The sequence below is a fragment of the Pseudoalteromonas sp. G4 genome, from assembly GCF_028875915.1.
GTDB lineage: Bacteria > Pseudomonadota > Gammaproteobacteria > Enterobacterales > Alteromonadaceae > Pseudoalteromonas.
The window spans coordinates 24,453-49,908 of record NZ_JAPEHW010000007.1; the positions used below are offsets into that span (position 1 = coordinate 24,453).

26 protein-coding genes are annotated in these 25,456 nt (G+C 38.8%); 16 read left to right on the plus strand and 10 right to left on the minus strand.

Features of this window, described 5'->3' with window-relative positions:
- Positions 1-2 precede the first annotated feature (2 nt).
- Complete coding sequence (locus ON073_RS04585) at positions 3-1,178, minus strand: isovaleryl-CoA dehydrogenase (protein ID WP_274760683.1); 1,176 nt, start codon at positions 1,176-1,178, stop codon at positions 3-5.
- A 48-nt stretch (positions 1,179-1,226) separates the two neighbouring features.
- Positions 1,227-1,625: a MerR family transcriptional regulator gene (locus ON073_RS04590; RefSeq protein WP_274760685.1), complete on the minus strand. Its 399-nt coding sequence runs from the start codon at positions 1,623-1,625 to the stop codon at positions 1,227-1,229.
- A 287-nt stretch (positions 1,626-1,912) separates the two neighbouring features.
- On the opposite strand from ON073_RS04590, the gene ON073_RS04595 reads away from it, so the two are divergent.
- From ON073_RS04595 to rmf, 9 genes are all read left to right on the plus strand, one after another.
- Positions 1,913-3,109, plus strand: coding sequence for an acetyl-CoA C-acyltransferase (locus tag ON073_RS04595; RefSeq protein ID WP_274760686.1), 1,197 nt, complete (start codon positions 1,913-1,915; stop codon positions 3,107-3,109).
- 50 nt (positions 3,110-3,159) lie between these two features.
- Positions 3,160-4,650, plus strand: a complete 1,491-nt coding sequence (locus ON073_RS04600) for a CoA-acylating methylmalonate-semialdehyde dehydrogenase (RefSeq protein WP_274760687.1) — start codon at positions 3,160-3,162, stop codon at positions 4,648-4,650.
- A 35-nt stretch (positions 4,651-4,685) separates the two neighbouring features.
- Positions 4,686-5,843, plus strand: a complete 1,158-nt coding sequence (locus ON073_RS04605; RefSeq protein WP_010560111.1) for an acyl-CoA dehydrogenase family protein — start codon at positions 4,686-4,688, stop codon at positions 5,841-5,843.
- A 10-nt stretch (positions 5,844-5,853) separates the two neighbouring features.
- Entirely contained in the window at positions 5,854-6,630 is a 777-nt protein-coding gene (locus ON073_RS04610; protein ID WP_274760689.1) for an enoyl-CoA hydratase, read from the plus strand.
- A complete protein-coding gene (locus ON073_RS04615) occupies positions 6,630-7,733 on the plus strand; it encodes an enoyl-CoA hydratase/isomerase family protein (RefSeq protein ID WP_274760690.1) in 1,104 nt (367 codons plus the stop codon). The genes ON073_RS04610 and ON073_RS04615 overlap by 1 nt, the downstream gene beginning before the upstream one ends.
- Positions 7,734-7,735: 2 nt before the next feature.
- Complete coding sequence (gene mmsB / locus ON073_RS04620) at positions 7,736-8,632, plus strand: 3-hydroxyisobutyrate dehydrogenase (RefSeq protein ID WP_199775882.1); 897 nt, start codon at positions 7,736-7,738, stop codon at positions 8,630-8,632.
- A gap of 1 nt (position 8,633) precedes the next feature.
- Complete coding sequence (locus tag ON073_RS04625; RefSeq protein ID WP_274760691.1) at positions 8,634-9,395, plus strand: SDR family oxidoreductase; 762 nt, start codon at positions 8,634-8,636, stop codon at positions 9,393-9,395.
- Positions 9,396-9,483: 88 nt separating this feature from the next.
- Complete coding sequence (locus ON073_RS04630) at positions 9,484-11,322, plus strand: protein kinase domain-containing protein (RefSeq protein WP_274760692.1); 1,839 nt, start codon at positions 9,484-9,486, stop codon at positions 11,320-11,322.
- 423 nt (positions 11,323-11,745) lie between these two features.
- Entirely contained in the window at positions 11,746-11,916 is a 171-nt protein-coding gene (gene rmf / locus ON073_RS04635) for a ribosome modulation factor (RefSeq protein WP_010560105.1), read from the plus strand.
- 55 nt (positions 11,917-11,971) lie between these two features.
- On the opposite strand, the gene fabA is transcribed toward rmf, so the two are convergent.
- Positions 11,972-12,487 carry a 3-hydroxyacyl-[acyl-carrier-protein] dehydratase FabA gene (gene fabA / locus ON073_RS04640; protein ID WP_038641595.1) on the minus strand — a complete coding sequence of 172 codons (516 nt, stop codon included), beginning with the start codon at positions 12,485-12,487 and terminating at the stop codon, positions 11,972-11,974.
- Positions 12,488-12,633: 146 nt separating this feature from the next.
- Here fabA and ON073_RS04645 point away from each other — a divergent pair, with 146 nt between their 5' ends.
- The 4 genes from ON073_RS04645 to ON073_RS04660 all read left to right on the plus strand — a co-directional run bounded on the left by ON073_RS04645 (position 12,634) and on the right by ON073_RS04660 (position 15,235).
- Positions 12,634-13,488 (plus strand): 6-carboxytetrahydropterin synthase, encoded by an 855-nt coding sequence (locus ON073_RS04645; RefSeq protein WP_274760693.1) that lies wholly within the window; start codon positions 12,634-12,636, stop codon positions 13,486-13,488.
- Entirely contained in the window at positions 13,481-14,296 is an 816-nt protein-coding gene (locus tag ON073_RS04650; RefSeq protein WP_274760694.1) for a M23 family metallopeptidase, read from the plus strand. Before ON073_RS04645 ends, ON073_RS04650 begins: the two co-directional genes overlap by 8 nt.
- A 2-nt stretch (positions 14,297-14,298) precedes the next feature.
- A complete protein-coding gene (locus tag ON073_RS04655; RefSeq protein ID WP_274760695.1) occupies positions 14,299-14,724 on the plus strand; it encodes an acyl-CoA thioesterase in 426 nt (141 codons plus the stop codon).
- Between the two features lie 82 nt (positions 14,725-14,806).
- The gene (locus ON073_RS04660) at positions 14,807-15,235 is read left to right on the plus strand and encodes an Mpo1 family 2-hydroxy fatty acid dioxygenase (protein WP_274760696.1); all 429 of its coding nucleotides are present in this window, start codon (positions 14,807-14,809) and stop codon (positions 15,233-15,235) included.
- Between the two features lie 24 nt (positions 15,236-15,259).
- Here ON073_RS04660 and ON073_RS04665 read toward each other — a convergent pair whose 3' ends face one another.
- From ON073_RS04665 to ON073_RS04680, 4 genes are read right to left on the minus strand one after another with little or no spacing between them, the layout of a single operon-like run.
- The gene (locus ON073_RS04665) at positions 15,260-16,579 is read right to left on the minus strand and encodes a Na+/H+ antiporter family protein (protein ID WP_274760697.1); all 1,320 of its coding nucleotides are present in this window, start codon (positions 16,577-16,579) and stop codon (positions 15,260-15,262) included.
- On the minus strand, positions 16,576-18,522 hold the full coding sequence (locus ON073_RS04670) for a transglutaminase family protein (protein WP_274760698.1): 1,947 nt from the start codon (positions 18,520-18,522) through the stop codon (positions 16,576-16,578). Before ON073_RS04670 ends, ON073_RS04665 begins: the two co-directional genes overlap by 4 nt.
- Entirely contained in the window at positions 18,515-19,486 is a 972-nt protein-coding gene (locus ON073_RS04675; protein WP_274760699.1) for a DUF58 domain-containing protein, read from the minus strand. The genes ON073_RS04670 and ON073_RS04675 overlap by 8 nt, the downstream gene beginning before the upstream one ends.
- Positions 19,487-19,488: 2 nt before the next feature.
- The gene (locus ON073_RS04680; RefSeq protein ID WP_274760700.1) at positions 19,489-20,394 is read right to left on the minus strand and encodes an AAA family ATPase; all 906 of its coding nucleotides are present in this window, start codon (positions 20,392-20,394) and stop codon (positions 19,489-19,491) included.
- A gap of 554 nt (positions 20,395-20,948) precedes the next feature.
- Between ON073_RS04680 and ON073_RS04685 the strand changes: the two genes are divergently transcribed.
- Entirely contained in the window at positions 20,949-21,746 is a 798-nt protein-coding gene (locus ON073_RS04685; RefSeq protein ID WP_274760701.1) for a substrate-binding periplasmic protein, read from the plus strand.
- Positions 21,747-21,776: 30 nt separating this feature from the next.
- On the opposite strand, the gene ON073_RS04690 is transcribed toward ON073_RS04685, so the two are convergent.
- Positions 21,777-22,241, minus strand: a complete 465-nt coding sequence (locus tag ON073_RS04690) for a hypothetical protein (protein ID WP_274760702.1) — start codon at positions 22,239-22,241, stop codon at positions 21,777-21,779.
- A gap of 212 nt (positions 22,242-22,453) precedes the next feature.
- On the opposite strand from ON073_RS04690, the gene ON073_RS04695 reads away from it, so the two are divergent.
- Together ON073_RS04695 and ON073_RS04700 are read left to right on the plus strand one after the other, a co-directional pair.
- The gene (locus ON073_RS04695) at positions 22,454-22,855 is read left to right on the plus strand and encodes a LexA family protein (RefSeq protein ID WP_274760703.1); all 402 of its coding nucleotides are present in this window, start codon (positions 22,454-22,456) and stop codon (positions 22,853-22,855) included.
- Positions 22,855-24,111, plus strand: a complete 1,257-nt coding sequence (locus tag ON073_RS04700) for a Y-family DNA polymerase (RefSeq protein ID WP_274760704.1) — start codon at positions 22,855-22,857, stop codon at positions 24,109-24,111. Before ON073_RS04695 ends, ON073_RS04700 begins: the two co-directional genes overlap by 1 nt.
- A gap of 23 nt (positions 24,112-24,134) precedes the next feature.
- Here the strand turns inward: ON073_RS04700 and ON073_RS04705 are convergent, their stop codons facing one another.
- Positions 24,135-24,545: a hypothetical protein gene (locus tag ON073_RS04705; protein ID WP_274760705.1), complete on the minus strand. Its 411-nt coding sequence runs from the start codon at positions 24,543-24,545 to the stop codon at positions 24,135-24,137.
- 233 nt (positions 24,546-24,778) lie between these two features.
- Positions 24,779-25,441, minus strand: coding sequence for a hypothetical protein (locus ON073_RS04710; protein ID WP_274760706.1), 663 nt, complete (start codon positions 25,439-25,441; stop codon positions 24,779-24,781).
- Between the last annotated feature and the right edge of the window lie 15 nt (positions 25,442-25,456).

Below are 25,456 nucleotides of genomic sequence, written 5' to 3' on the forward strand. Positions count from 1 at the left end.
TCCTATTTACTTTCGTTAAATAGTTCACGACCAATCAGCATACGGCGAATTTCAGATGTACCCGCACCAATTTCATAAAGTTTTGCGTCACGCAGTAATCGGCCTGTTGCATATTCATTGATATAACCGTTACCACCTAGGATTTGAATTGCATCAAGTGCCATTTTGGTAGCCAGCTCTGCAGCATATAAAATTGCGCCAGCTGCATCTTTACGGGTTGTTTCACCACGGTCGCACGCTTTTGCAACGGTATAAACGTAAGAACGCGCCGCATTCATTTGCGTATACATATCAGCAACTTTGCCTTGAATTAACTGGAAGTTACCAATTTCAGTATTAAACTGTTTACGTTCGTGAATATAAGGTACAACAATATCCATACACGCTTGCATAATGCCAAGTGGACCACCTGCAAGCACAACACGCTCGTAATCAAGGCCGCTCATTAGCACTTTCACACCTTGGTTTAATTCGCCAAGAATGTTTTCTTCTGGTACTTCACAATCTTCAAATACAAGTTCACAAGTGTTTGAGCCGCGCATACCTAATTTATCGAGTTTTTGTGCTTGGCTAAAACCAGGGTAAGATTTTTCAACGATGAAGGCTGTAATGCCTTTCGGGCCCGCTTCTAAATCTGTTTTTGCGTAAATAACAAAGGTATCTGCATCTGGACCATTGGTGATCCACATTTTATTACCGTTAAGGATGTATTTATCGCCACGCTTTTCGGCTTTTAAACGCATTGAAACAACGTCAGAACCAGAATTTGGCTCACTCATCGCAAGTGCACCAATGTGTTCACCTGAAATAAGTTTTGGTAAATATTTTTCTTTTTGCGCTTGGTTACCGTTGCGGGCAATTTGGTTTACACATAAATTTGAATGTGCACCGTAGCTTAAACCAATTGACGCACTGGCACGGCTGATTTCTTCCATTGTAATTACGTGTTCAAGGTAACCTAGGTTCGAGCCGCCAAACTCTTCATCAACGGTTAAGCCCAATAAACCCATTTCACCAAACTTTGGCCAAAGCTCATTTGGGAACATATTGTCGATATCAGTTTTTTCGGCGAGTGGGGCAATTTCGTTTGTTGCAAAACTATTTACGTGGTCACGGATCATGTCGGCTGTTTCACCAAGACCAAAATTTAATTCTTTATAAAGAGAAACGGTGCTCATTGTGTGTATCCTATTGATGTGTTGTTGTCATAAGGTGTGGTTATTATTTTAAGCTTCGTCTAGGTTTTTTAGCGTGTCACGGCAACGACGCTCAGCGGTAACAAGTTCCATTAAAACAACTTTAATGTCATCCATTTGCTGTTCAAGATGTGCTTTTTTATCAGAGATTAACTCAAGCATAATTTTAAGTTGAGTTGCACTTGATTTGTCGGCATCATACAGCTCAAACAAACGGCCTGTTTCAGCAAGCGTAAATCCTAGGCGTTTTCCTCGTAAGATCAGTTTTAAACGCACTTTATCGCGTTTACTATAGATACGTGTTTGCCCTTGACGGCGGGGCGTAACCAGACCTTGGTCTTCATAAAAGCGAATGCTTCTAGTTGTTATGTCAAATTCTTTTGCAAGTTCGCTAATACTAAAGGTCTGTTCTGTATTTTCTGTACTCATCTAAACTACACCTCATTAATTTGGTAATTAACTATAAGTGAAGTTTACGTAAAGGTAAAGCTGCGTGCTTAGGTAAGGTGTTTATCTTACCTAATTAGTCTTGAATATAAACGCTAAACATTAACGTGCATGCATTGTATTTCAGAGTTTCTGCCTTAATTTCATTACATAATTACCCTTCATTGTCATTATTTCTTAACACAATAAAAGGTATGACATCTAGATTTACGTTTGCGTAAACGTAATTTTTATGTATGCTGAAAACATATAAATTTTGGAGATAACAAATGTCTGTTGAAAATTCTCAAATCGATCCGGTAGTAATTGTGAGTGCAAAACGCACTGCAATGGGCGGTTTTATGGGTGCTTTATCATCGGTAAATGCAACTGATTTAGGTGCTACAGCAATTAAAAGCAGTATCGAAACCTGTAATCTAAACGTTGATATGATTGACGAAGTCATTATGGGCTGTGTATTACCTGCAGGTCTTGGCCAAGCACCTGCACGTCAAGCAATGATAAAAGCAGGTCTTAATTTAGCAACAGGCGCAACAACCATCAATAAAGTATGTGGCTCTGGCTTAAAAGCAGCGATGTTAGCCCATGACTTAATTAAAGCAGACAGCATTAACGTTGCCGTTGCTGGCGGTATGGAAAGCATGAGTAACGCACCTTACTTCTTACCAAAAGCCCGAGGCGGTTTCCGTATGGGTCATGGTGAAATTAAAGATCATATGATGGCCGATGGTTTAGAAGATGCATACGACAACAAAGCAATGGGCTGCTTTGCACAAGAAACAGCTGATAAGTATGGCTTAACCCGTGACGATATGGATGCGTTTGCCATTTCATCTCTTTCTAAAGCCAACGCTGCAATTGAAAGTGGTGCATTTGAAGCTGAAATTGCGCCACATACCTATTCAAGCCGTAAAGGTGATGTGACAGTAGCAATTGATGAGCAGCCAGGTAATGCGCGTCCTGAGAAAATTCCAAGCCTACGTGCTGCATTCGCAAAAGATGGCACCATTACAGCAGCAAACTCATCGTCTATTTCTGACGGTGCTGCGTCACTTGTTTTAATGAAAGCGTCAAAAGCAGCAGAACTTGGTTTAACACCTCTTTGTGAAATTAAAGCACATGCGACAAATTCACATATTCCAGCTGAATTTACGACAGCGCCAATTGGTGCGATGGAAAAAGTGTTAGACAAAGCTGGCTGGTCAAAAGAAGACGTTGATCTTTGGGAAATTAATGAAGCATTTGCCATGGTAACTATGCTTGCTATTAACGAAATGCAACTTGATAACAATAAAGTAAACGTGAATGGCGGTGCATGTGCACTTGGTCACCCAATCGGTGCAAGTGGCGCGCGTATTTTAGTAACGCTTATTCATGCCCTTAAAAACCGTGGCCTAAATAAAGGCGTGGCATCACTGTGTATTGGTGGTGGTGAAGCGGTTGCAATGGCAATCGAAGTAAAATAATTAAAATTGAAGGCGCGATTATGCGCCTTTTTTATTTGGGGAGAAGAATAATGGTAAAGGTTCCTTTATATATTAATGGCGAAATGCGCCAATCGGAATCAAATGAATGGTTAGATGTTGTAAACCCAGCTAACCAAGAAGTATTGGCGCAAGTGCCATTGGCAACAGACAGCGAAATTGATGAAGCGATTGCCTCTGCTAAAGAAACGTTTAAAACGTGGAAAGATGTTCCAGTAACAGAGCGTGCACGTATTATGATGCGTTACGCAACACTTTTAAAAGAACACCATGACGAACTAGCAACCATTATTTGCCACGAATTAGGCAAAACCTTTGAAGATGCAAAAGGTGATGTGTGGCGTGGTATTGAAGTCGTTGAACAAGCAGCTAACGCGCCTGCATTAATGATGGGTGAAACCGTTGAAAACGTAGCGCGCAATATCGATACCTATTCGTATATGCAGCCACTTGGTGTGTGTGCTGGTATTACACCATTTAACTTTCCTGCGATGATCCCACTTTGGATGTTCCCAATGGCGATTGTTTGCGGTAATACCTTTATTTTAAAACCGTCTGAGCAAGATCCGCTTACACCAATGCGTTTAGTTGAACTGTTTGAAGAAGCGGGTGCACCTAAAGGTGTATTACAGGTTATTCATGGTACAAAACACCAAGTAGACCGTATTTTAGATGAGCCAAGTGTACGTGCAATTTCATTTGTTGGTTCATGTGGTGTTGGTGAGTACATCTATTCACGTGGTACAGCGAATCTTAAACGTGTTCAAGCCTGTGTTGGTGCTAAAAACCACATGGTAATTATGCCTGATGCGAAAAAAGAGCGTGCCATTTCAAACCTTGTTGGTGCATCGGTTGGTGCGGCTGGTCAGCGCTGTATGGGTATTTCAGTTGCTGTATTTGTTGGTCAATCAAAAGAGTGGATTAACGAATTAAAAGAAGAATTTACAAAAGTACGTCCTGGCGTTTGGAATGACCCTAAAGCTGCCTATGGCCCACAAACATCGCCACAAGCAAAAGCACGCATTTTATCAATTATCGAAAGTGGTAAAGCGCAAGGTGCAACCTGTTTAATTGACGGCTCTGACTTTGTTGTTGAAGGTTATGACAAAGGTAACTGGGTAGGCCCAACGTTATTTACTGATGTAACGCGCGAAATGGACTTATACAAAGAAGAAATTTTCGGCCCTGTGCTTGCGTGTATTTGCGTTGATACATTAGAAGAAGCAATCCAAATCATCAACGAAAGCCCATACGGTAATGGTACGTCTTTATTTACCGCTTGCGGTGCGGCAGCACGTAAATTCCAGCATGAAATTGAAGTTGGCCAAGTAGGTATTAATGTGCCAATTCCGGTTCCACTTCCTTTCTTCTCATTTACGGGTTGGAAAGGTTCATTCTATGGCGACCAACACACCTATGGTAAACAAGGTGTTCGTTTTTACACTGAGACTAAAACAATTACTGCACGCTGGTTTGAAGATGATATCGCAACCGGTCCAAATATGAGTATCAACCTACGATAAGGCGTTTGCCTTATCTGCCGTTCAAAGGGGTGACTATGAATTTTAATCTAACTGAAGATCAACAAGCGTTTGCAGAAACCGCTAAACAGTTTGCTATGAGCGAATTACTACCAAATGCGGGAAAGTGGGATCAAGAACATATTTTTCCAAAAGACGTAATCCAAAAAGCGGGTGAACTGGGTTTCTGTGGTTTATATACACCAGAAGAAGCTGGCGGCCTTGGTTTATCGCGTCTTGATTCGAGCATTATTTTCGAACAACTGGCTATGGGATGTACTGCAACGACCGCGATGTTAACCATTCACAATATGGCTACTTGGATGATCGCAAGTTTTGGTACTGATGAAGTTAAAGCACAGTATTGTGATGAGCTTGTGATGGGTCAATTGCTTGCATCGTATTGTTTAACAGAGCCAGGTTCAGGTTCAGATGCTGCATCTCTTAAAACGAAAGCGGTTTTAGAAGGGGATGAATACGTTATTTCTGGTTCAAAAATGTTCATTTCAGGCGCAGGCGAAACCGATTTATTAGTAGTAATGGCGCGCACTGGTGAAGATGGCCCGAAAGGTATTTCGGCGTTTGTTGTTGATGCAAACGCGGCGGGTATTGAATACGGTAAAGCAGAAGAAAAAATGGGTTGGAACGCCCAACCGACACGTCTTATTTCGTTTGATGGTGTGCGTATTCCAAAACAAAACTTACTTGGTCAAGAAGGCGAAGGCTTTAAATTTGCCATGATGGGCTTAGATGGCGGCCGTATTAATATCGCGACCTGTTCAATTGGTACCGCGCAGCAAGCACTTAACACAGCAAAAGAATACATGCTTGAGCGTAAGCAATTTGGCAAACCATTAGCAGCATTCCAAGCACTGCAATTTAAACTTGCTGATATGAATACAGAGCTTGTAGCTGCCCGCCAAATGGTACGCCTTGCTGCATTTAAATTAGATGAAAAAGATCCTGAGCGCACTACGTATTGTGCTATGGCAAAACGCTATGCAACCGATGTTGGATTTAAAGTATGTGACGATGCACTGCAACTTCACGGTGGCTACGGTTATATCAAAGAATACCCGTTAGAGCGCCATTTCCGTGACGTTCGTGTACACCAAATTTTAGAGGGCACCAACGAGATTATGCGCCTAATTATTGGTCGTCGTATTTTAGCTGAAGGTTCACAAGAGATTCTGTAAGGAGAGCACAATGAGCGCACAAATCAAATTATCGATTGAAGGTCATATCGCAGTTGTTACTATGTCTAATCCACCGGCAAATACGTGGACCAAAGAAACACTAACGCAACTTCGAGATATGGTCGCTGATCTGAATAACAATAAAGATGTGTATTCGCTTGTGATCACAGGGGAAGGTGAAAAATTCTTCTCAGCTGGCGCTGACCTAAACCTATTTTCAAGTGGCGATAAAGGCGTTGCCGCTGAAATGTCAATTATTTTTGGCCAGGCGTTTGAAGCGTTAAGTAACTTCCGTGGTGTATCTATTGCAGCGATTAACGGTTATGCCATGGGTGGCGGCTTAGAAGTAGCGCTTGCATGTGATTTACGGATTGCTGAAGAACAAGCGCAAATGGCATTGCCTGAAGCAAAAGTGGGTTTATTACCTTGTGCTGGCGGTACGCAAAACCTTGCATGGCTGGTAGGTGAAGGCTGGGCGAAACGCATGATATTATGTGGTGAGCGATTAACTGCCGAAAAAGCCCATAATATTGGCCTTGTAGAAGAAGTGGTTGGCAAAGGTGAAGCATTTGATAAAGCAATTGCGCTTGCAAAACAAGTTGAAGAACAAAGCCCAACTTCGGTTGCTGCGTGTAAATCACTGATCCAACATAGCCGCTCAGGCACTATGACTTCTGCGTTACCACTTGAACGTGAACTTTTCATCAACCTATTTGATACGCAAGATCAAAAAGAAGGCGTGAATGCCTTTTTAGAAAAACGCAAAGCAAACTGGGTGAACGGCTAATGGCTGTTGTCACGTTTGAAACAAAAAACACCGATAACGGCTTTGTTATCGGTATCGCAACCTTAAACGTTGAAAAGGCACTTAATGCGCTTAATCTTGAAATGATTGAGCTGCTTTATAACCAGTTACTTGATTGGCAAAGTGATGAAAAGGTTAGCATGGTGCTGTTACAAGGTGCGGGCGATAAAGCGTTTTGCGCCGGTGGTGATGTAGTTAGCTTGTACAATGCAATGCATACCGGCGAGCCAAGCAATTACATCGAGACGTTTTTCACTAAAGAGTATCGTTTAGATTACCTTATTCATAATTATGCAAAACCACTCTGTGTGTGGGGTAACGGCATTATTATGGGTGGCGGCCTTGGTTTAATGGCTGGTGCATCACACCGTGTGTTAACTGAATCCTCGCGTATCGCTATGCCTGAAATTACCATTGGTTTATACCCAGACGTCGGTGGCAGCTATTTTCTAAATAAAATGCCAACGCAAGTAGGCTTATTTTTAGGATTAACCGGTGCATCGGTGAATGCCCTTGATGCACTTTATATTGGTTTAGGCGATACCGTAATTGAACATCAGTTCAAAAGTGAGTTAATAGATTCACTTATAAGTACAAAATGGTCAACCAATGCGGATGAAAACCATCAGGCATTAAGTCATTTATTAACAGCGTTTAATGCGAAAAGTGATATTGACCTGCGAGCCAATGTTGAATCGCACAACGCAGTATTTGCTGCAATGGCAGAAGTTGACGCACTTGCCGATAAAGTAGATGCCATTTTATCGTTTGAAACAGACGATAAATGGCTCACGCGCGCGCAAAAAGGTCTTTCACATGGTAGCCCACTGAGTGCACATCTAGTATATCAACAGCTTAAGCGAGCAAATGGCATATCACTAAAAAGCTGCTTTCAAATGGAGCTTGGCATGAGTGTACGCTGTGGTCAGCTTGGTGAATTTAAAGAAGGTGTGCGTGCATTACTCATTGATAAAGACAATGCGCCTAAATGGCAATTTGACGCCATCAGCAATGTAGATAGCGATGTGATTGAATCATTCTTTAATGTTGAATGGCCAAACGGGCATCCACTAACGGATTTATAGGAATAATCATGGCAAATATTGGATTTATTGGTTTAGGTAATATGGGCGGCCCAATGGCTGCAAACCTTGTTAAAGCGGGTCATGCAGTTACGGTATTTGATTTAAATGATTCAGCAGTGTCTGAACTGGTTGAAAAAGGTGCTAATAGCGCCACAACAGCCTTAGCTTGTGCTGAAGAAAAAGACTTTGTCATTACCATGCTACCTGCAGGCAAACACGTTAAGTCAATTTATTTAGATGAAAACGGTGTAGGCGCAGCACTTACAAATAATACACAAGTGATTGATTGCAGCACCATTGATGCAGATACGGCTAAATTTGTTGCAAGCGAGCTTGCCAAACGCGGCGTTAGTTTTGTAGATGCACCTGTTTCTGGTGGTGTTGCTGGCGCAACGAATGGCACATTAACCTTTATCGTTGGCGGTAGCGTTACTGAATTTGAAAATGCTAAAACCGTACTAGCTGATATGGGTAAAAACATTTTTCATGCGGGCGACCACGGTGCAGGTCAGGTAGCTAAAATCTGTAATAACATGCTACTTGCTATTTTAATGGCCGGAACCAGCGAAGCACTTCAAATGGGTATCGATAATGGTCTTGATCCTAAAGTTTTGTCAGACATTATGCTGCAAAGTTCTGGCCGTAACTGGACGTTAGAATTATATAACCCTTGCCCGAATGTGCTTGAAAATGTGCCAAGTTCAAATGACTATAAAGGTGGCTTTATGGTTGATTTAATGGCAAAAGATCTTGGCCTTGCGATGGATACTGCAAACAGCAGTCAATCAAATGTACCACTTGGCCGTTTATCGCAAAGCTTATATCAGTTAATGCAAAATCAAGAGATGGGTAATCTCGATTTCTCTTCAATCTTTAAGTTGTTTAATAAGGATTCATGATATGCAAGTAAATGGTAAAAACATTGTTATTACCGGAGGTGCGCAAGGTTTAGGGCTTGCGATGGCAAAACATTTTGCAGATAAAGGCGCGAGTATTGCACTTATTGATATGCAAGAAGAGATGCTTGCAAATGCGAAATCTGAATTAGGCACCACAACGGGCGTTATTCGCACTTACGTATGTAATGTAACGCAAGAGCAAGAAGTTGAAGACACCTTTAACCAAATTAATAGCGATTTTGGTCAGATTGATGGCTTAGTAAATAACGCAGGCATTTTACGTGATGGCTTATTTTTAAAAGTCAAAGAGGGCAAAGTGGCCAAAAAAATGTCACTAGGGCAGTTCCAATCGGTCATTGACGTTAATCTAACAGGTGTATTTCTATGTGGCCGTGAAGCGGCAAACCATATGGTTAATAATGGTAATAAAGGCGTTATTATTAATATGTCGAGTGTGGCGCGTGCTGGCAATATGGGGCAAACCAATTACGCAGCTTCAAAAGCGGGCGTTGTTGCAATGACTACCACTTGGGCGCGTGAATTAGGCCGTTATGGTATTCGTGTGGCTGCGATTGCACCAGGAGTTATTCGCACCGCAATGACAGATGCAATGAAACCTGAAGCGAAAGAGCGTTTACTTAAAATGAAACCTGTTGGTCGTTTAGGTGAGGCTGAAGAGATCGCACATACAGCAAACTTTATTTTTGAAAATGAGTTTGTAACAGGCCGCGTAATGGAAATTGATGGTGGCATCACTTTCTAACCACTAAAGCGTGTTTAAATCTAAAAACGAGTGGTCTTTCACTCGTTTTTTTCTTTATAATCAATAAAAAATCAGTGTATTTCCTTTCATGTCTAAAGCCATTCGTAATTTTTATATCAATGAAGAGCAATCAATTTATTTGCTTTCACACATTGATGCTAAAAAACATAAGCAATGGCTAAAAATTTGCGAAAAGCAGCTTGAAAAACTTGGCTACCATGATGTTAAAGTGATTGGCTCAGGCGCATTTGGTTTTGTGTTTGTTGGCACCAATACTCAAGGTAAGGATTGCGTATTTAAGTTTTCACGTATTACCCTTGCACAAAGTGTTCGGGACCGCTTAGAAGATGAAGGCTATATGCTTTCTCAAGTGAAAAACCCTATGGTGCCAGAGTTTTATGCGTTTGAGCGCATCAAAAAGCAGGGCATTTTAATGATGGCTTATGCCAAAGGCGATAACCTTGAACAAGTGAGTTTACAGCATGGCCGTGTATCAGTGCCTTTTTTGGTAAATCTGGCACTTGAACTTCGCAATATATTGCTGGCCCTTCGCAATCATAAAACCGGCTTTACAGAACAGCCTATAGTACACGGTGATATTAAACCTTCTAATATTGTGTGGGATGAAACCACAAACCAGTTTTCGTTAGTTGATTGGGGCTCAAGTGTGTTTGCGCAAGAAGACGGTTTTGGTAATCCCGTTGCAGCCAATATGATGGATTTAATGAGCCATGATGCCAATTATTCAAATGCACGCATGGGCGATGTTTATTTTATTGGTGATGAGCAGATGTCGGGTGCTAAATCCTCGCCGCGTTTTGATGAACAAGGTGTAGCATCTACACTTTATGCGTTAGCGTCTGCACAATCATGTCGTTTTGGTAATCAAATCTTACCCGCTAAAAGTTTAGGCTTACCGGTTGAGTTTGCCAGTATTATTGATGGCATGCTGAGTAAAGATAAAACAACGCGAGACTTATCGGGCGATTATTTTATTAAAAATATGCCCAAAATTGCCAAAAGTTATTTGCCTGATTTAACCCTTCATCAAGATAAACCGCTTATTCCATTTTGGCACCATCCATTTGATGATACGCCGGATACTGTAGTGTACAGTTCGCGAAAACAATTTTTACGTCAAGCAGACAGTGAAAAACAGTTAGCTAAGGTTGAAGATGCACAGTTAGATAGATACTACAGAGAGTTTTTAGTGGATATGGGTGATACTGAAAAGGCCTTTTTAGCGTCTATCTCCAGATTAGCAAAATACCCAGTGGTAGGGGGCTTAAGCTATCAATGGCGTGAAGATAATCTGTATGTTGAATCTAATTTGGTACTGCACGATGAAACTTACCGGAAAGCGTTTACGCAAGCAGTTAATAACACCATTCGTATTGCTCAGGGCATAAAGCAAAAAGGGTTATTTAAGTGTTGTTTATTCGATGCAAGGCAGACAATTCAACTTGAGCGAGACCAAGAGGGGGCACTTATTTTTGATGAATTACCCACCTTAAAATATTCAGTCTCTGAAATGCCAGATAGCGAAATTGTCAGGCCACACAGTTATTTTGAAGATGGTAAAGATCCAGACGAGCAATTGACTCTACCTAATGAAATTCTAAAAGCGGTATTTGGATTAAACCAAATTCATCATACAGGCTGTATTATTATTGAATCACTGCCTGAACGTATCAAAGTGCATTATTATTATCGATTGTTAGAACCCGCTAAAAAAGGACTGTTTGAAAACTTACTTAATCGCATTATGTCGAACATTGTTCGCATTCGTGATGTGGGCGTTGCAGGCTTTATGAAGCTACCGTATAAGAACACCCGAGAGTTTTCTCTTTGTGATCAACACCCTAGCTATTACTACCCGAAAAACCCAAAACAATTCCTTGAAAATCAAAGAGATAAACGCAATTAATAAAGTTCAAAAATTGTTTTGAAAAAAACACAAATAAAAATATTTATTCGCTTAAATTCATTTCATTAAAAAATAATTTTCCTATTTATATTAATCTGCATTGTTTTCCTAAATATGCAATTAAATCTTCATACATTTGTCATGTTTATTCTATCTAGCACGGATCGAATGTTTGATCTAACCTTATAAATATGGTCTTCTAGACATGTGGCTTTTAAGCCAATTTACTATCTCAATATGTAATTAAGGAGCAACTTAAATCTATGTAGAGCACTTCCATTTGTTAGCACGGTTGCTAACAAGGAAATGTTAAACACCCTTAGCTGTAACGGTTTTCGTTACTAATTTTAAGTTATTGGTTTTAGGGCACAGGCCCAACTTCAACATCCAATTAGTTTAATAAAAAAGGTGAGGACATTACCTATGAAGAGACAAAAAAGAGATCGTTTAGAAAGAGCACATTCTCAAGGTTATAAAGCAGGCCTAGCAGGTCGTTCCAAAGAAATGTGTCCGTATGACAATATTGACCCAAGATCTCAATGGCTCGGTGGATGGCGAGAAGCGATGGAAGATCGCACAATGTTTAAATCATAGTTTTAGGAGTCAACGCCCACATAAAGTGGGCGTTTTTGTATGCGCACGTTTTAAATTAAAACGCGCTTGTATCTTGGAAAAGACCAACTTTTAAATCTTTTGCTTCATAAATTACACGGCCATCAACTTCTACCGTACCATCTGCAAGACCCATAAATAATTTGCGCTTAATAACACGTTTCATATTTAAACGATATGTTACTTTTTTAGCTGTTGGTAAGATTTGGCCAGTAAATTTAACTTCGCCTACACCTAAAGCACGACCAAGACCTGGACCACCTGACCAACCTAAGAAAAAGCCCACTAATTGCCACATAGCATCAAGGCCTAAACAACCTGGCATTACTGGGTCACCTTTAAAGTGACAGTCAAAAAACCACAGGCTAGGGTCGATATCAAGTTCTGCAACGATTTCACCTTTACCATATTCGCCACCTTCATCGGTGATATTGATGATACGATCCATCATAAGCATATTATCTGAAGGGAGGCGGCAGTTGCCTTCACCAAACATTTCACCACGACCACATGCTTCTAATTCGGCTTTGTTATAACTGTTTTTCTGTTCCATAACTTCTTTCTTTGTAAATTTTTCCGGCTACTTTAGCTTACACTTGTACGCCAAACAACTCCGAACAGTTGAATTCCAACAATTTGCTACTAATAGCGAAGTTATCCCTTTATAATTACAGCATTGTTAAAAAGCGCAGCTTATCTATGATTTTATTTGTAAAAGACTTAACTGTTATTGATTTTTCTTACCTTTGTGACAAACGAGGTCCGCTTGGCGAAAGCTGGATTGTCGACCTTGAAATGCATGGTGATCTTAATGAAGAATCTATGGTGCTTGATTTCTCGTTAGTAAAAAAACAAGTTAAGCGCATTATTGATGATGTGATTGATCATAAGTTGGCCATTGCGACAAAAGGCGATGCGGTTATTGCCAATTCTGGTGAGCAGACAAATGTTAATTTTTCATTTGGTGATCATCAGCTTGCAGTAAGTTCGCCGCATCAAGCTTTTTGCTTAATTGATACAGACAAGATAAATGAAGCAAGTGTAAAGCAGTTTTTAGAAGACACAATTTTGCCTCAATTACCGAAAAACGTGAGTAAAATTGTGCTCAATTTAAGACCAGAGCATACCAATGGGTTTTATTATCACTATAGTCATGGTCTTAAAAAACATGATGGTAATTGTCAGCGTATCATTCACGGTCACCGCAGCACCATTGAAATTGAAGAAAATGGTATGCGAAGTCCAAGGCTTAACAAGTTATGGTGCCAAAAATGGCAAGATATTTATCTTGTCAGTGAAGAGGATCGCATCAGCGCAGAGCAACTTAAATTTGTATCACCAATCGAAAATGGTGTTCACTCAGCGTATACCTCATCGCAAGGCTATTTTGAGCTGAGCATCAGCGAAGCTGTAGTTGATATTTTACCCGTTGATTCAACCGTAGAGTGCATTGCACAACATATTGCGCATACCTTAAAGACGGATAATCCAGAGTCTAGCTTCCGTGTTGCTGCGTACGAAGGCGTGGGGAAGGGAGCTATTGCTTATGCTTAAAAAAATACTTGCGCTTAGTTTGTGTGTATTTGGTTCAGTCAGTGCCCTTGAATTAAAAGGCCATTTAACTCAAGGCGGCTTAGTCACCGGTCAGTTGAATAATGTGAAGCAAGTTAAATTAAACGATACAAGCCTTGCAATTACACCTGGTGGTCACTTTGTATTTGGTTTTGGCAGAGATGAAACCTTAACGCATACACTTTCTTGGCAAACAGCGGACGGTCAATGGCATAAACAGCCGCTGATTATTACCAAGCGTGATTATGACATTGATAAAATCACTGGGGTGGAGAAAAAGTATGTTTCACCACCAAAATCAGTGCTAGAGCGTACTCGTAAAGAAGCTAAAGCAGTAAAAGAAGCGAGAAGTACGTTTTCACATAGAGAAGATTTTTTATCGCCAATATACCGTCCAGCATCAGGCCGCATTTCAGGCGTGTATGGTAGCCAACGCTATTTTAATGGTACCCCTAAACGTCCACACTTTGGCTTAGATATTGCCAATAAAACGGGTACCCCTATTTACGCGCCAGTTTCTGGCAAAGTTGTATTTGCCGATAATGACTTATACTACTCAGGTGGTACATTAATTCTTGACCATGGCTTTGGTGTTACAACCACCTATATTCACCTACATAAGTTACATGTTAGAAAAGGTCAGGAAGTAAAATTAGGCGATAAAATCGCTGAAATAGGCGCAACAGGGCGAGTAACTGGCCCGCATTTAGATTGGCGCTTAAACTGGGGTCAAGTTCGCCTAGATCCCGCACTATTAATGCAAGTTCAGCTTGCGAGTAAACAAAAGTAATCATGACATATCAAGATATTATTGAACAACGTATTAAAGACTCAGTTACCTCTGTAACTAAAACGGTATTTCCAGGTCGTACAAATCATCACAACACCTTATTTGGTGGTGATGCACTTGCGTGGATGGATGAAGTAGCATTTATTGCTGCCACACGTTTTTGTCGTAAACCTTTAGTAACCATCTCTTCTGATCGTGTTGATTTTAAGGAAGCTATTCCAGCAGGAAGCTTTGCTGAACTAGTCGCAACGGTTGTCCATGTTGGTAATACGAGTTTAAAAGTTGAGGTAATTATTTACCTTGAGACAATGCATAAAGACGATAAACACCAAGCAATTTCAGGTAGCTTCACTTTTGTTGCCGTTGATGCAGAGCACAAACCAACACCAGTTGTTTGCGACAAAATGTTAAACGGTTTTGACAATTAACAAGCAACTGGCTTTTTAAACCTCAGTGTATTACTGTTGTTAGTATAATTATTCTAATAACACAAATAACACTGAGGTAATTATGAAAACGATTGAACAATGGTTTTCTTTATATGGTGAAAGCCACCAGAATCCCACCAATATAAAAATCCACAAAGTCGCTGTCCCGCTTATCTATTTTTCTGTAGTTGCCCTTATAACTGCTATTCCTGGATTAACCGGCTTAATTAGTCTTTCTGTTATTTCACTTGCTGCATTAATTTTTTACTTTATGCTTAGCGTCAAACTTGGTGTAGTTATGTCATTATTTACTGGGCTATGTATTTACGTTGCATACAGCATTTCAAATTATGTGATTGAAATTGCCGTTGCAGTATTTGTTGTAGCTTGGATATTTCAATTTGTAGGGCATAAGGTTGAAGGGAAAAAACCATCATTCTTTGATGATCTAAGTTTTCTACTTATTGGTCCTGCCTGGGTTTTTAACCCGATTTTTAGTTTCGATAAGTAAAAAAAGGCCTAATTAGGCCTTTTTTTATAATACCATCGCAGCAATCCAACCGAATATTAATAACGGAATGTTAAAGTGTATAAATGTTGGTATAACCGTGTCTTTTATATGGTCGTGTTGATTATCGGCATTTAAACCTGATGTTGGACCAAGCGTTGAGTCAGAAGCAGGCGAGCCAGCATCACCTAACGCACCCGCGGTACCCACTAAAGCAGCAGTGGCCATTGGCGAAAAGCCAAGTGTTATGGCAAGTGGTACTATAATTGTCGCCACGATTGGCACCGTTGAAAATGAACTACCAATACCCATTGTAATTAATAGTCCAATTATTAAAATCAACGCTGCAGCAAACGCTTTACTATCACCAATTGAACTCGAAATACTTTGTACAAGCGTTGAAACTTCACTTGTTTGCTGAATAACAGAGGCAAAGCCTTGGGCTGAAATCATAATAAACCCGATCATCGCCATCATTGCCGCACCTTTACTGAAAATATCTGACGATTCTTGCCATTTCACAACACCAAAAATAGTAAAAATTAGCACACCTATTAGGCCGCCTAAAATCATCGAGTTAGTAATGGTTTGCGCATAAAGCGAAGTAGCAACGGCAATGATACCCACAGCAATCACTTTGCTTTTATTTTTAGGCAGTTTAATTTCAGAACCTTGGTGTAGTTCATGATAAACACGCTCTTTGCGATAGCTAAAAAATACAGCAATTACAAGACCAACTAGCATACCTAGAGCAGGAATAATCATCGCAAACGGAACACTAGCAGCGTCAATTTCTAGCGCATTTTTTTCAAGATTAGTGTGCACAATGTCATACAAAAAAATCCCGCCAAAACCGTATGGCAATACCATATAGGCAGTCGCCAAACCAAAGGTTAAAACGCATGCTATGGCGCGTCGGTCTAGTTTTAAGTGATCAAAAATAATAAGTAGCGGTGGAATTAAAATAGGAATAAACGCAATATGCACTGGAATTAAGTTTTGCGAGCTAATTGATACCAATAAAATCAATGATAATACACTCGCTTTTATAAACAGTTCAGAGTAGCGAGATTGCTCACCTTTAATTTGGCTTATTAGTTTGTCTGCAAGAATATCGGTCAATCCTGATTTTGCAATTGCCACGGCAAAACCACCGAGCATTGCATAACTTAGAGCGGTTTTTGCACCACCTTGCAAACCATCATTAAACGCTTGCAGTGTTTGTTCAAGGCCAAGTCCTGCGGTTAATCCTGTTGTTATTGCAGCAATTGTCATTGCCACTATCACATTAATACGTAGTAAACTTAAAATCAGCATTACACTAACGCCGAGTACGACTGAGTTCATAGTTGTCTCTTATATTTTATATTATTGACATTACGTTTAAGCACTTTAACTTGTGCCTTACTAAGTGTTTTACCACCATAGCGGTGGCGGCTATAGAGCATTAAAAAGCTCATTAAATCTTTTTTATGATGAGGAATTAACTCACTTAGGCGTGTTAAAAACACCTCAACCGTTTCACCATCTTTTCTTATTAACCCTTTGCCTTTTGCATAGTTTTCTAATGCAAGTAAGTAATAAACAATGGGATCATCATAACGGATCCGCCGCTGCCACAGCTTTAATGCTAAGAATGTAAGTAAAAATAGGCCGATTAACGACATAATAATAATTGCTATTTTTAGTGCACTCACATCTTCCATTAGCTCTTTTAAGAGCTTTTTTTGTGCTGTGTTATCAAAGCCTAACACCCAAGCAGTCCACTGATAATCGAGTTGCTCCAAATAAATGCGTAATTTATTAAATATCGCAATTTGACTTAGACTGGTTAATCCAAGCCCTATATTTTCTTCAAATTCATTCCGGATATTATCTAACTGAGACAATGAGCCATTTAGACGATCTGGCTCGACATAGGCAGTGGCATCAAACTTCACCCAACCTCTATTTTCAAGCCAAACTTCTGTCCATGCATGGGCATCATACTGATATACAGACAAATATTCGTTGTTTTCAGAAAATTCTCCGCCTAAATAACCTGACACAACCCTTGCAGGAATACCTGCAGCACGAAAGATAAACGCACTTGTACTGGCATAGTGTCCGCAAAATCCTTCTTTTCCTGATATAAACTGGTCTATAGCATTTTTGTCGTCATAAATTGGCGGTTTTAGGGTGTATATAAAACCATTGTCGCTATAGTAACGAGCCAATAAATTGATAAACATTTCTGTTGAATTTGCTTGCGCTTTAAGCTGATTTGCCAAAGAGATGCTTGCCATGTTTATTTCGGTAGGGAGACGCGTATTTCGAACTCTCTGATTGTTCGTGAGTTGTTGGCTTAATTCTATTTCAGTAAATTCATAGCTAAACTTTTGATTGTTTGGGTTTACGCGATATAAATTTCCATTTTCTGTTGTAACAATATTGGCAGCATTTGCTTTACTGTAGAATAGGCTTGGCAACCATTTTAATGACGATTGTTCGTGATAAATTTTTATCGTATTGCCATACTCTTTAATTTGGGTAAAAGGCAAAATGTTATCTGCCGATTTGGCAATATTCCATGATTTACCATCAAACTCTTCATGTACCATTGCCCGCCAATAGTAAGGTGCTTGGTAATTACTTGGTAATAGCGCACGAAATGCCAACTTATCTGATTTTGTTAAATCCGATATATTAAATGGGTTTACCGATTCGGATAAGCCAACTTGTGCACTTGAAAGGCTAGGCATTCGCCAAAATGCTGGTAGTTTAGGTAGAAATAAAAACAGTACACAAGTAATGGGCAAACTTAGTGCTAAAAGTTTAAAAGCACGAACACTACTTTGTCTTACTAGTTTTTTGCGGTTTGTCAGTAAGTAAAGTGCTGTAATATTAATTAAAAATAACGATAGCACTAAAAATGTTACAGGTAATGATTGGTAAAACAGAAAAACACAGCAAGCAATAAAAAAGTTAACTAACACTATCGATTTTATTTGCTTAGGCTTGGTTGCAATTAATAGCTTTAAGCAATTCGCCTGTAATAACATCGCCACAAATAAGTTAACGAGTTCGCTTATTCCTATGGTTAAAAAGAGTGTAAGTGTGCAGGCTATAGCTAATATATTAGCTACTACCATAGTGGGGGCACTTGCTTTGGTGTAGCACTCTGCAAATACCCATACAATCAACAAAGCAACGGTGGCAACGAAAAAGAGGGCCAAATCATCAAAAAGCAAAGCGCTCACAATCGCAATAATGAGTGCCGACAAGCTTTTTACTTTGTCATGGTTAAACATCGCTTAACCTCTCTAAACACTCGCTCATGTGCTTATTACCACTGCCAAGGTTAACCTTATTATTTGGTAACACCAAACTGTAACGCAAGTTTTCATGCTCTGCATGGGTAATGAGGTAACTTAAATGTTGTAGTTTTTGTTCTAAATCACCAGGCACCGTATTTAAGCCAAATTCATACTCACTTGAACTACCAGCAGTAAAGTCTTTTGTTGCCAGTACTTGATGTTTGGCATAATGCTTCCATGATATTCGATTAACTTTGTCACCTTCAATATAAGGGCGAACCCCTTGATAGTTTTCACTCGCAAAGCTTGTTTTACTGTTATCAGTTTCAGATTCAAGTTCAGCTTGATTAACTTGGTGAAATGAAAAGGCCAATGGAGTAGGGTAAATGTATGTTTTCACCTCTGAAACAAAATAACTCCACGTTGTAACCAAGCCAAATGGGTAACGCGAAAGTAGTTTTATGCGAGGTAATGTGTGTGAACCTCGTTTTACTTCATTTACTTGAACATCTAGTTTAAAGAGATTTGCATCAACACCATCAACAAACTGATTTTGGATATTTTCACCTTCAACCTGGAGACTAGTAGTGCCATCACGGTTCGTAAAATGAAACTGTGCAAAATACCCTGTGTGTTGATAACCTGCATTTGTATGTGAAAGTGTGATTTTCAAGTTATACAAATTTATAAAGGCAACGATAAAATTAACTAATAAAAATGACAGCATTAAATAGCTAAACATAATCACTAGGTTGTTTTGATAATTAATACCCAGCACATACACTAACAAGTTAACAAACAAGTACGCTAAGCCAAATTTGCTTGGCAATATATAAATATTCTTATGACTTAACGTGATGGTTTGAGCGCTGTGTTTACGCTTTTTTAATTGATTGTTAAACCAAGTATTTAAATACGATTTAACTTGGTAGCGCAGACTGTTTTTAGTATCGGACATAACTAAGGGTTAATTTTCACTTTACTTAGTAGATCATGGGATAGTTTGTTTGTGGTATTACTTGCAATACCAAGGCGATGCTCCGCAACAGATGGGAAAATTGCCTGCACATCATCTGGTATTACATAATCTCGACTATGTATAAATGCCCATGCTTTTGCTGCATTTGCAATTGCGATTGATGCACGTGGTGATAATGCCATAGGGTAATCTTGACTATCTCGAGTCTCAGTGACTAAATCTAGTATGTACTCAACAACCACATTTGAAAGCACAACGCTATTAACCAAAGACTGCATTTCGACTAAGTTAGCTGGGGTTAACAGTGCACTGACTTTTTTAGCTGCGGCACTAATTTCACCTAACAAAATCGCTTTTTCTGATTCTTTATCTGGATAACCCAAACCAATTCGCATCAAAAAACGGTCAAGCTGTGATTCAGGTAATGGGAATGTACCGGCCTGATGCATTGGGTTTTGTGTTGCAATAACAAAAAAAGGAGTCGGTAAAGCATGACTTTTACCATCGATACTCACTTGCTGTTCTTCCATTGCTTCAAGTAATGCGCTTTGTGTCTTTGGTCCTGCACGGTTAATTTCATCAGCTAACACTACTTGATTAAAAAGTGGTCCAGGATGAAAGTGAAACGTTTGTTTATTTGGATCAAAAATGGTGCTACCTGTGATATCAGAGGGTAAAAGGTCGCTCGTAAATTGCACCCGTTGATAATCAAGTCCTAATATATTTGACAGTGCATGTGCAAGGGATGTTTTACCCATGCCAGGTAAGTCTTCAATTAATAGATGACCCTTTGCAAGTAGACAACACAGTGAGAGTTTAATCTGCTGTTGTTTGCCTAAAATGACTGAATTTAATTGTTGGATGATTTGGTCAAGCGCTTGATTCATTATGTTTTGCTATTTTCCATTGGTTAGATTTGCACGTTTATCGTTCTCGAAGTTAACCGCTGAGAATGTAATTTACTAAATCTAATAAGTTTGTTTTTTATTTAAGAGATACCATTAACTTTTAACGGTAACGTGAATGTTTTAAATCTCTTAAAAGGTTGTTATCGAACTTAATATACAGGTATCTAGTTTGATTACAATCACTAGAAAGTGTCACTTACTATAGCTTGCAAAATTCACTCGCGCATCAAAACTGCATTTTTTCAATCTATATTATTAAATTAATGTGCTGAAAAGTGCGTTCAAGCAGTGAAAATTGGAGGGCCGAAACTAACGAATAATGAAAACAAGCCATATTTAACATAATAAACATTATGAGAGGTATCTTGAATTTATATCTAACCACTTAGCATGTGCTTTATAATACTTGTTAATCATTATTTATTTAGTTTTATAATAGCTTTAAATCTTTTCTGGTGAACCTTACCAATTTTAGGTAAATTACGCATCATTCTTTAACTTTCAATTAGATACTGGTCTAGTTAGTATTCTTTATGTTTAAACTGCATATTCGTTTTGTATTTTATATAGCACTATTTCTTGCCAGTATTTCCTTAAATGCAAAAACGCTTAAAGTTGCTTCTGACTATTGGTGCCCATTTATTTGTGACAATGCAAATTCACCGGGCATTCTTATTGAAGTTATGAATGAAATTGCACTGAGCAATCATTTATTACTCGATATTAAAATCATTCCATTATCGCGCGCATTAAAAATGGCAGATCACGGCGAAATTGATATTGTGCTTGCGTTAACACAGCAACATGTTGAAGAGTTTAATTTACAACAATCACATGAAATATTTGGTGGCTGGTACAATGATTTTTATGCTCGTAACGATACAGCTAAGCGCTTAATAAATGAACCAGGCTCAAAAATATTGCCAGCCATATTTCGCAAACATAATCGGATTGGTTTAATTAAGGGTTACGAATATGGTGATACTTTAGATAAGCTTTTTGCTGAGTACCCAAATAATTTGTATTATTCCACTGGTAACGCACCTTTAAAGCGCAATATTAAGCTATTACAAAAAGGTCGCATCGATTTTCTATTAGATTCTCGTTTTAACCTAGATTACCAACTATCACGTTTACATATACATGATGTTGTTAGAGTAACTACTGTAGGTACGCTTACGCCACTTTATCTTGGTTTTAACGCACAGATTTCACATGATGTAATTACTCTTTTTGACGATGGTATTAACAGCTTGCAAGCTAGTGGCAAGCTCAATGACATTTTAAAAACGTATCATACTGAGTCTTGGTATTCGGCTAATAACTTTTAAATTTTCGCCAATAACTGATAGTTTCAAGTACTATTCAAATTCTTCAATTATGTCTTGTTTTTGTGCCATGAGCTGGCTTCGTTCTTGGCCTTTTTGATACTCTTCAGCAATCATTTTTTCTAAAGCTGCAATGTGTTCATTCGCATCTTTTTGGCTTATATCACCGGAGTTTAGCTGTGTTTCAATCTCTTCAATTTTCTCTTTAAGTTGCTTTATCTTTTCAATATCCACACCTAGTCGCTGCATTAATATAGCTTCTTGCATTTTTGCTAGAAAGCTCACGTTTTTGTCGGCTTCATAAACGCTTTTTTGTTGATACTGCCTCGCTGTGTGTAACGCTGTTTGTTTTGGCATCTCAGTACTTAATTGCTCAGAAAACGTTGCCGAATTGTCAGCCGTCGGCATTTCTTTGCCTGCTTTAGAGCGATCACCTTCTTTAATGTCAGTACCATTTGTTAAATTTACGTCCTTTTTAAGTGTGTTATATAACAACATGCTGTTTTCCTAACATAGTTTGTTTCAAAAATTATTTATCAACTTTTAGGCCAGTTTTATTTTTCGTTGCTGTAATTTGTAACTTATTGAGTTGTCATACTTTACACATTTGGGTGTTAAAAACTTTTACAGGTGAACAAACCGACACTACCTAATTTTGATGATTTGCACTAAACTGTATATTTATACAGTTATTTGATATTTACTTATTTGTGAAAGTTGTACCAATAAAAATTGAGGCAGGCATAACTGGCTTTGAGTCCCCTGCTGCCGAATATCAAGAGCTTGGATTATCTCTTGATGAACTGCTTATACAACACCCTAACGCCACTTTTGTTGGCGTGGCAACGGGTGACTCTATGATTGGTTGCGGTATTTTTGATGGCGATATTTTAATTGTTGATCGCGCACTGGAACCACAGCAAGGGGATGTGATCGTGGCTAATTTTAATGGTGTGTTCACCTGTAAAATTTTTGATAAACAACGTGGTATGCTGATATCGAGCTCTCCCCACTACCCGCCAATCTTGGTTAATAAAGGCGATACATTTCAATACGAAGGTGTAGTAAGTACATCGGTACGGTTACATCGCGCGCGTAAGGCCTTGTTCTAATGTTTGCACTTGTAGATGCTGTATCGTTTTACGCCAGCGCCGAAAAGGTCTTTGACCCAACCATCCGAAATCGCCCTGTTGTTGTGCTAACTAACAACGATGGCTGCATTTGTGCTGTTTGCCCTATTGCAAAAAAGCTGAATATTCCGAAGTTTGAACCGTATTTCAAAGTAAAAGAGTTACTTGAAAAACATAACGTTATTGTACGTTCCTCTAATTATGAGCTCTATGCTGATTTAAGTGCTCGCATGATGAACGAAATTAGTCGATTTAGTGATAACCAATATATTTACTCAATTGATGAATCATTTTTAAATTTTAATGGCTTTAACAATCTAATTAATGACTGGCATGAGTATGGCCATACCATTCGTAAAGCAGTATGGCGTAAAACTAAAATCCCCGTAGGTGTGGGTTTTGGCCCGACAGCAACCCTTGCTAAAGCTGCCAATCATGCAGCAAAAAAATTACCTGGATTTGATGGTGTGGCAGTAATAAACAATGAGGCCTCCCGTAAACATATTTTAAAATTAATGGCTGCAGAAGATGTGTGGGGGGTTGGACGTCGCATTAGTAAAAAGCTAAAACTCATGAATATTCACAGTGCACTTGATTTAGCAAATCAACCCGCAAAATTAATGCGTAAGCAGTTTAGTGTTGTACTTGAGCGAACCATTAATGAGTTAAATGGTACATCTTGCTTATCGTGGGATGATGTGAAGCAAAAAAAGAAAGAGGTCTACTCTACTCGCTCCTTTGGCGAACGCATTAGCGATGCACATTCGTTACGCGCTGCCTTTGCGGCACATTGTAATATTGTGGCACGAAAACTTAGAAAACAAGGCTCTTTGGCGAAACGCATTGTTATTTTTGCCCATAGCTCTCCCTTTGAAGAGCATTACTATAAACGCACATTTATTTATGAGTTTCCCGTAGCATCTAACGACGTCACGATATTTGCTAATGCTGTAAAAAAAATATTTTTAAAAATTTATAGCCCGAATGTACGCTTTCAAAAGTGCGGTATTGGGGCAATTGAGTTAGAAGACGAAATCTATCGTCAAGGTGACTTATTTAATCACTCTCAAGATAAGCCTGAGTTAATGCAATGCTTAGATACTATTAACCAACGCTTTGGTAACGACGCGCTTAAGCTTGCAAGCGAAAAACAAAGCGCTTTTTGGCATATGCGACGCGCATTTTTATCTCCCAAATACACTACTCGTTGGTCAGATATTCCGAGAATAAAATGCTAATAAATAAGGTATAAAAAAAGCGTTTAAAAAGGTCTTGGGTTAACTGTGAAGAACGCTTCAAAATTAGTGGGATCTGTAAATTTAATAACAGCAGCATAGCGCTTAGAGGCATCGAATTGCTGAGGTTGTTTTAAAAGTACTGGGCGCGAGATTATTTGGCCTTGAGATGTTTGCCAACTTAATACTAAATCTGCACCTTGATAACGCGCTTGTGGAAAGCCAGTACCGCAATAGCTTTGCGGCTCAACTAAATTACAGCTAACCATTTTTGCCGATTCAACAACGGTTAATTTAATATTTTCAATAGTGCTGTTTGCATCATTATAAAAAGCCAGTCCAGACACAGTGAGCGAAGGAGAAGTTGTAGATTTACACCCAAATAAAGCAATAAATAAACAGCAAAACATAAAATAAAAACGCTTAGAAAATAACACCTGTTATACCCCTTTACAAAAATACAAAGCCTTTAAAAACAGGCTATACAGCAATAAAATAAAAACAAAGTTAACTTAAATTAATTAACATTTGTTTTTTTTGAACTAAAAATAAACCATTTAGCTTTAATCAAACATGAATCGTGCTACTTACTAATCTGTGAAATGCGTAGTTACTTATGTAATTTAACTAATTAAGAGCAAATAAAAAGACGAGAATGACAACAGCGAGCCTATTTGTAGCTTGTAACACGAATAATGTTACTCTTTAACGCATTGTTTTCAATATAAAACTGAAGCCCTGCAGCATTATTCGGAACTTCAAATGTTAAACGGGTATTTGAAACGAATTTCGGGGTAATTTTAAGCGGTCCCAACACCACTTTTGAATCTTGATTAAAACCAATACCTGAAAGTGAAAAGGTTTTACCTTTTTCAAGAGTAACAGAAGCATCGCCAAAAATAAGTGGCGCATTATTTAATAGGGATTCAACCTTAACTTCATTGGTTTTTTGGTCTTGATCATAAATAAATAGCGCATATTTACCTTTGGGTACCTCTAATTTAAACACGAGGCCTTCGCTACTAGTTGAGGTAGGTTTAAAATTAAAAACATTATTGTGTTGATACACAACAACAACCGGATCGATTAGTTTTTCAAACTGTGAACCAGTAATTAGAATATCATCACCAAAACGATAACGCCCAGCTACTGAAATATCAGAATAAAAACCTGAAAGCTGAGATACAGTAATGGTATTTTTAGCAAAAAACGCTGACTTCTTTTGTGGATTTAAATCAAAATTATCAAGCACTTTATCGTTATCACTATCAAATGCAAACGCAGTTGCGCTAAATACACACCCTGAAATAATAGTAATAAGGTAACTTCTCATAAATGACTCTAATAA

What these genes read in the sequence shown, in the direction of transcription:
- ON073_RS04690 (WP_274760702.1), bottom strand. Translation starts at nt 22,241, where the DNA reads ATGTTGTTATATAACACACTTAAAAAGGACGTAAATTTAACAAATGGT.
- ON073_RS04700 (WP_274760704.1), top strand. Translation starts at nt 22,855, where the DNA reads ATGTTTGCACTTGTAGATGCTGTATCGTTTTACGCCAGCGCCGAAAAG.
- ON073_RS04610 (WP_274760689.1), top strand. Translation starts at nt 5,854, where the DNA reads ATGAGCGCACAAATCAAATTATCGATTGAAGGTCATATCGCAGTTGTT.
- ON073_RS04670 (WP_274760698.1), bottom strand. Translation starts at nt 18,522, where the DNA reads ATGTTTAACCATGACAAAGTAAAAAGCTTGTCGGCACTCATTATTGCG.
- fabA (WP_038641595.1), bottom strand. Translation starts at nt 12,487, where the DNA reads ATGGAACAGAAAAACAGTTATAACAAAGCCGAATTAGAAGCATGTGGT.
- ON073_RS04600 (WP_274760687.1), top strand. Translation starts at nt 3,160, where the DNA reads ATGGTAAAGGTTCCTTTATATATTAATGGCGAAATGCGCCAATCGGAA.
- ON073_RS04710 (WP_274760706.1), bottom strand. Translation starts at nt 25,441, where the DNA reads ATGAGAAGTTACCTTATTACTATTATTTCAGGGTGTGTATTTAGCGCA.
- ON073_RS04615 (WP_274760690.1), top strand. Translation starts at nt 6,630, where the DNA reads ATGGCTGTTGTCACGTTTGAAACAAAAAACACCGATAACGGCTTTGTT.
- ON073_RS04650 (WP_274760694.1), top strand. Translation starts at nt 13,481, where the DNA reads ATGCTTAAAAAAATACTTGCGCTTAGTTTGTGTGTATTTGGTTCAGTC.
- ON073_RS04675 (WP_274760699.1), bottom strand. Translation starts at nt 19,486, where the DNA reads ATGTCCGATACTAAAAACAGTCTGCGCTACCAAGTTAAATCGTATTTA.
- ON073_RS04645 (WP_274760693.1), top strand. Translation starts at nt 12,634, where the DNA reads ATGATTTTATTTGTAAAAGACTTAACTGTTATTGATTTTTCTTACCTT.
- ON073_RS04655 (WP_274760695.1), top strand. Translation starts at nt 14,299, where the DNA reads ATGACATATCAAGATATTATTGAACAACGTATTAAAGACTCAGTTACC.
- ON073_RS04630 (WP_274760692.1), top strand. Translation starts at nt 9,484, where the DNA reads ATGTCTAAAGCCATTCGTAATTTTTATATCAATGAAGAGCAATCAATT.
- ON073_RS04585 (WP_274760683.1), bottom strand. Translation starts at nt 1,178, where the DNA reads ATGAGCACCGTTTCTCTTTATAAAGAATTAAATTTTGGTCTTGGTGAA.
- ON073_RS04605 (WP_010560111.1), top strand. Translation starts at nt 4,686, where the DNA reads ATGAATTTTAATCTAACTGAAGATCAACAAGCGTTTGCAGAAACCGCT.
- rmf (WP_010560105.1), top strand. Translation starts at nt 11,746, where the DNA reads ATGAAGAGACAAAAAAGAGATCGTTTAGAAAGAGCACATTCTCAAGGT.
- ON073_RS04685 (WP_274760701.1), top strand. Translation starts at nt 20,949, where the DNA reads ATGTTTAAACTGCATATTCGTTTTGTATTTTATATAGCACTATTTCTT.
- ON073_RS04595 (WP_274760686.1), top strand. Translation starts at nt 1,913, where the DNA reads ATGTCTGTTGAAAATTCTCAAATCGATCCGGTAGTAATTGTGAGTGCA.
- ON073_RS04590 (WP_274760685.1), bottom strand. Translation starts at nt 1,625, where the DNA reads ATGAGTACAGAAAATACAGAACAGACCTTTAGTATTAGCGAACTTGCA.
- ON073_RS04680 (WP_274760700.1), bottom strand. Translation starts at nt 20,394, where the DNA reads ATGAATCAAGCGCTTGACCAAATCATCCAACAATTAAATTCAGTCATT.
- ON073_RS04665 (WP_274760697.1), bottom strand. Translation starts at nt 16,579, where the DNA reads ATGAACTCAGTCGTACTCGGCGTTAGTGTAATGCTGATTTTAAGTTTA.
- ON073_RS04625 (WP_274760691.1), top strand. Translation starts at nt 8,634, where the DNA reads ATGCAAGTAAATGGTAAAAACATTGTTATTACCGGAGGTGCGCAAGGT.
- ON073_RS04660 (WP_274760696.1), top strand. Translation starts at nt 14,807, where the DNA reads ATGAAAACGATTGAACAATGGTTTTCTTTATATGGTGAAAGCCACCAG.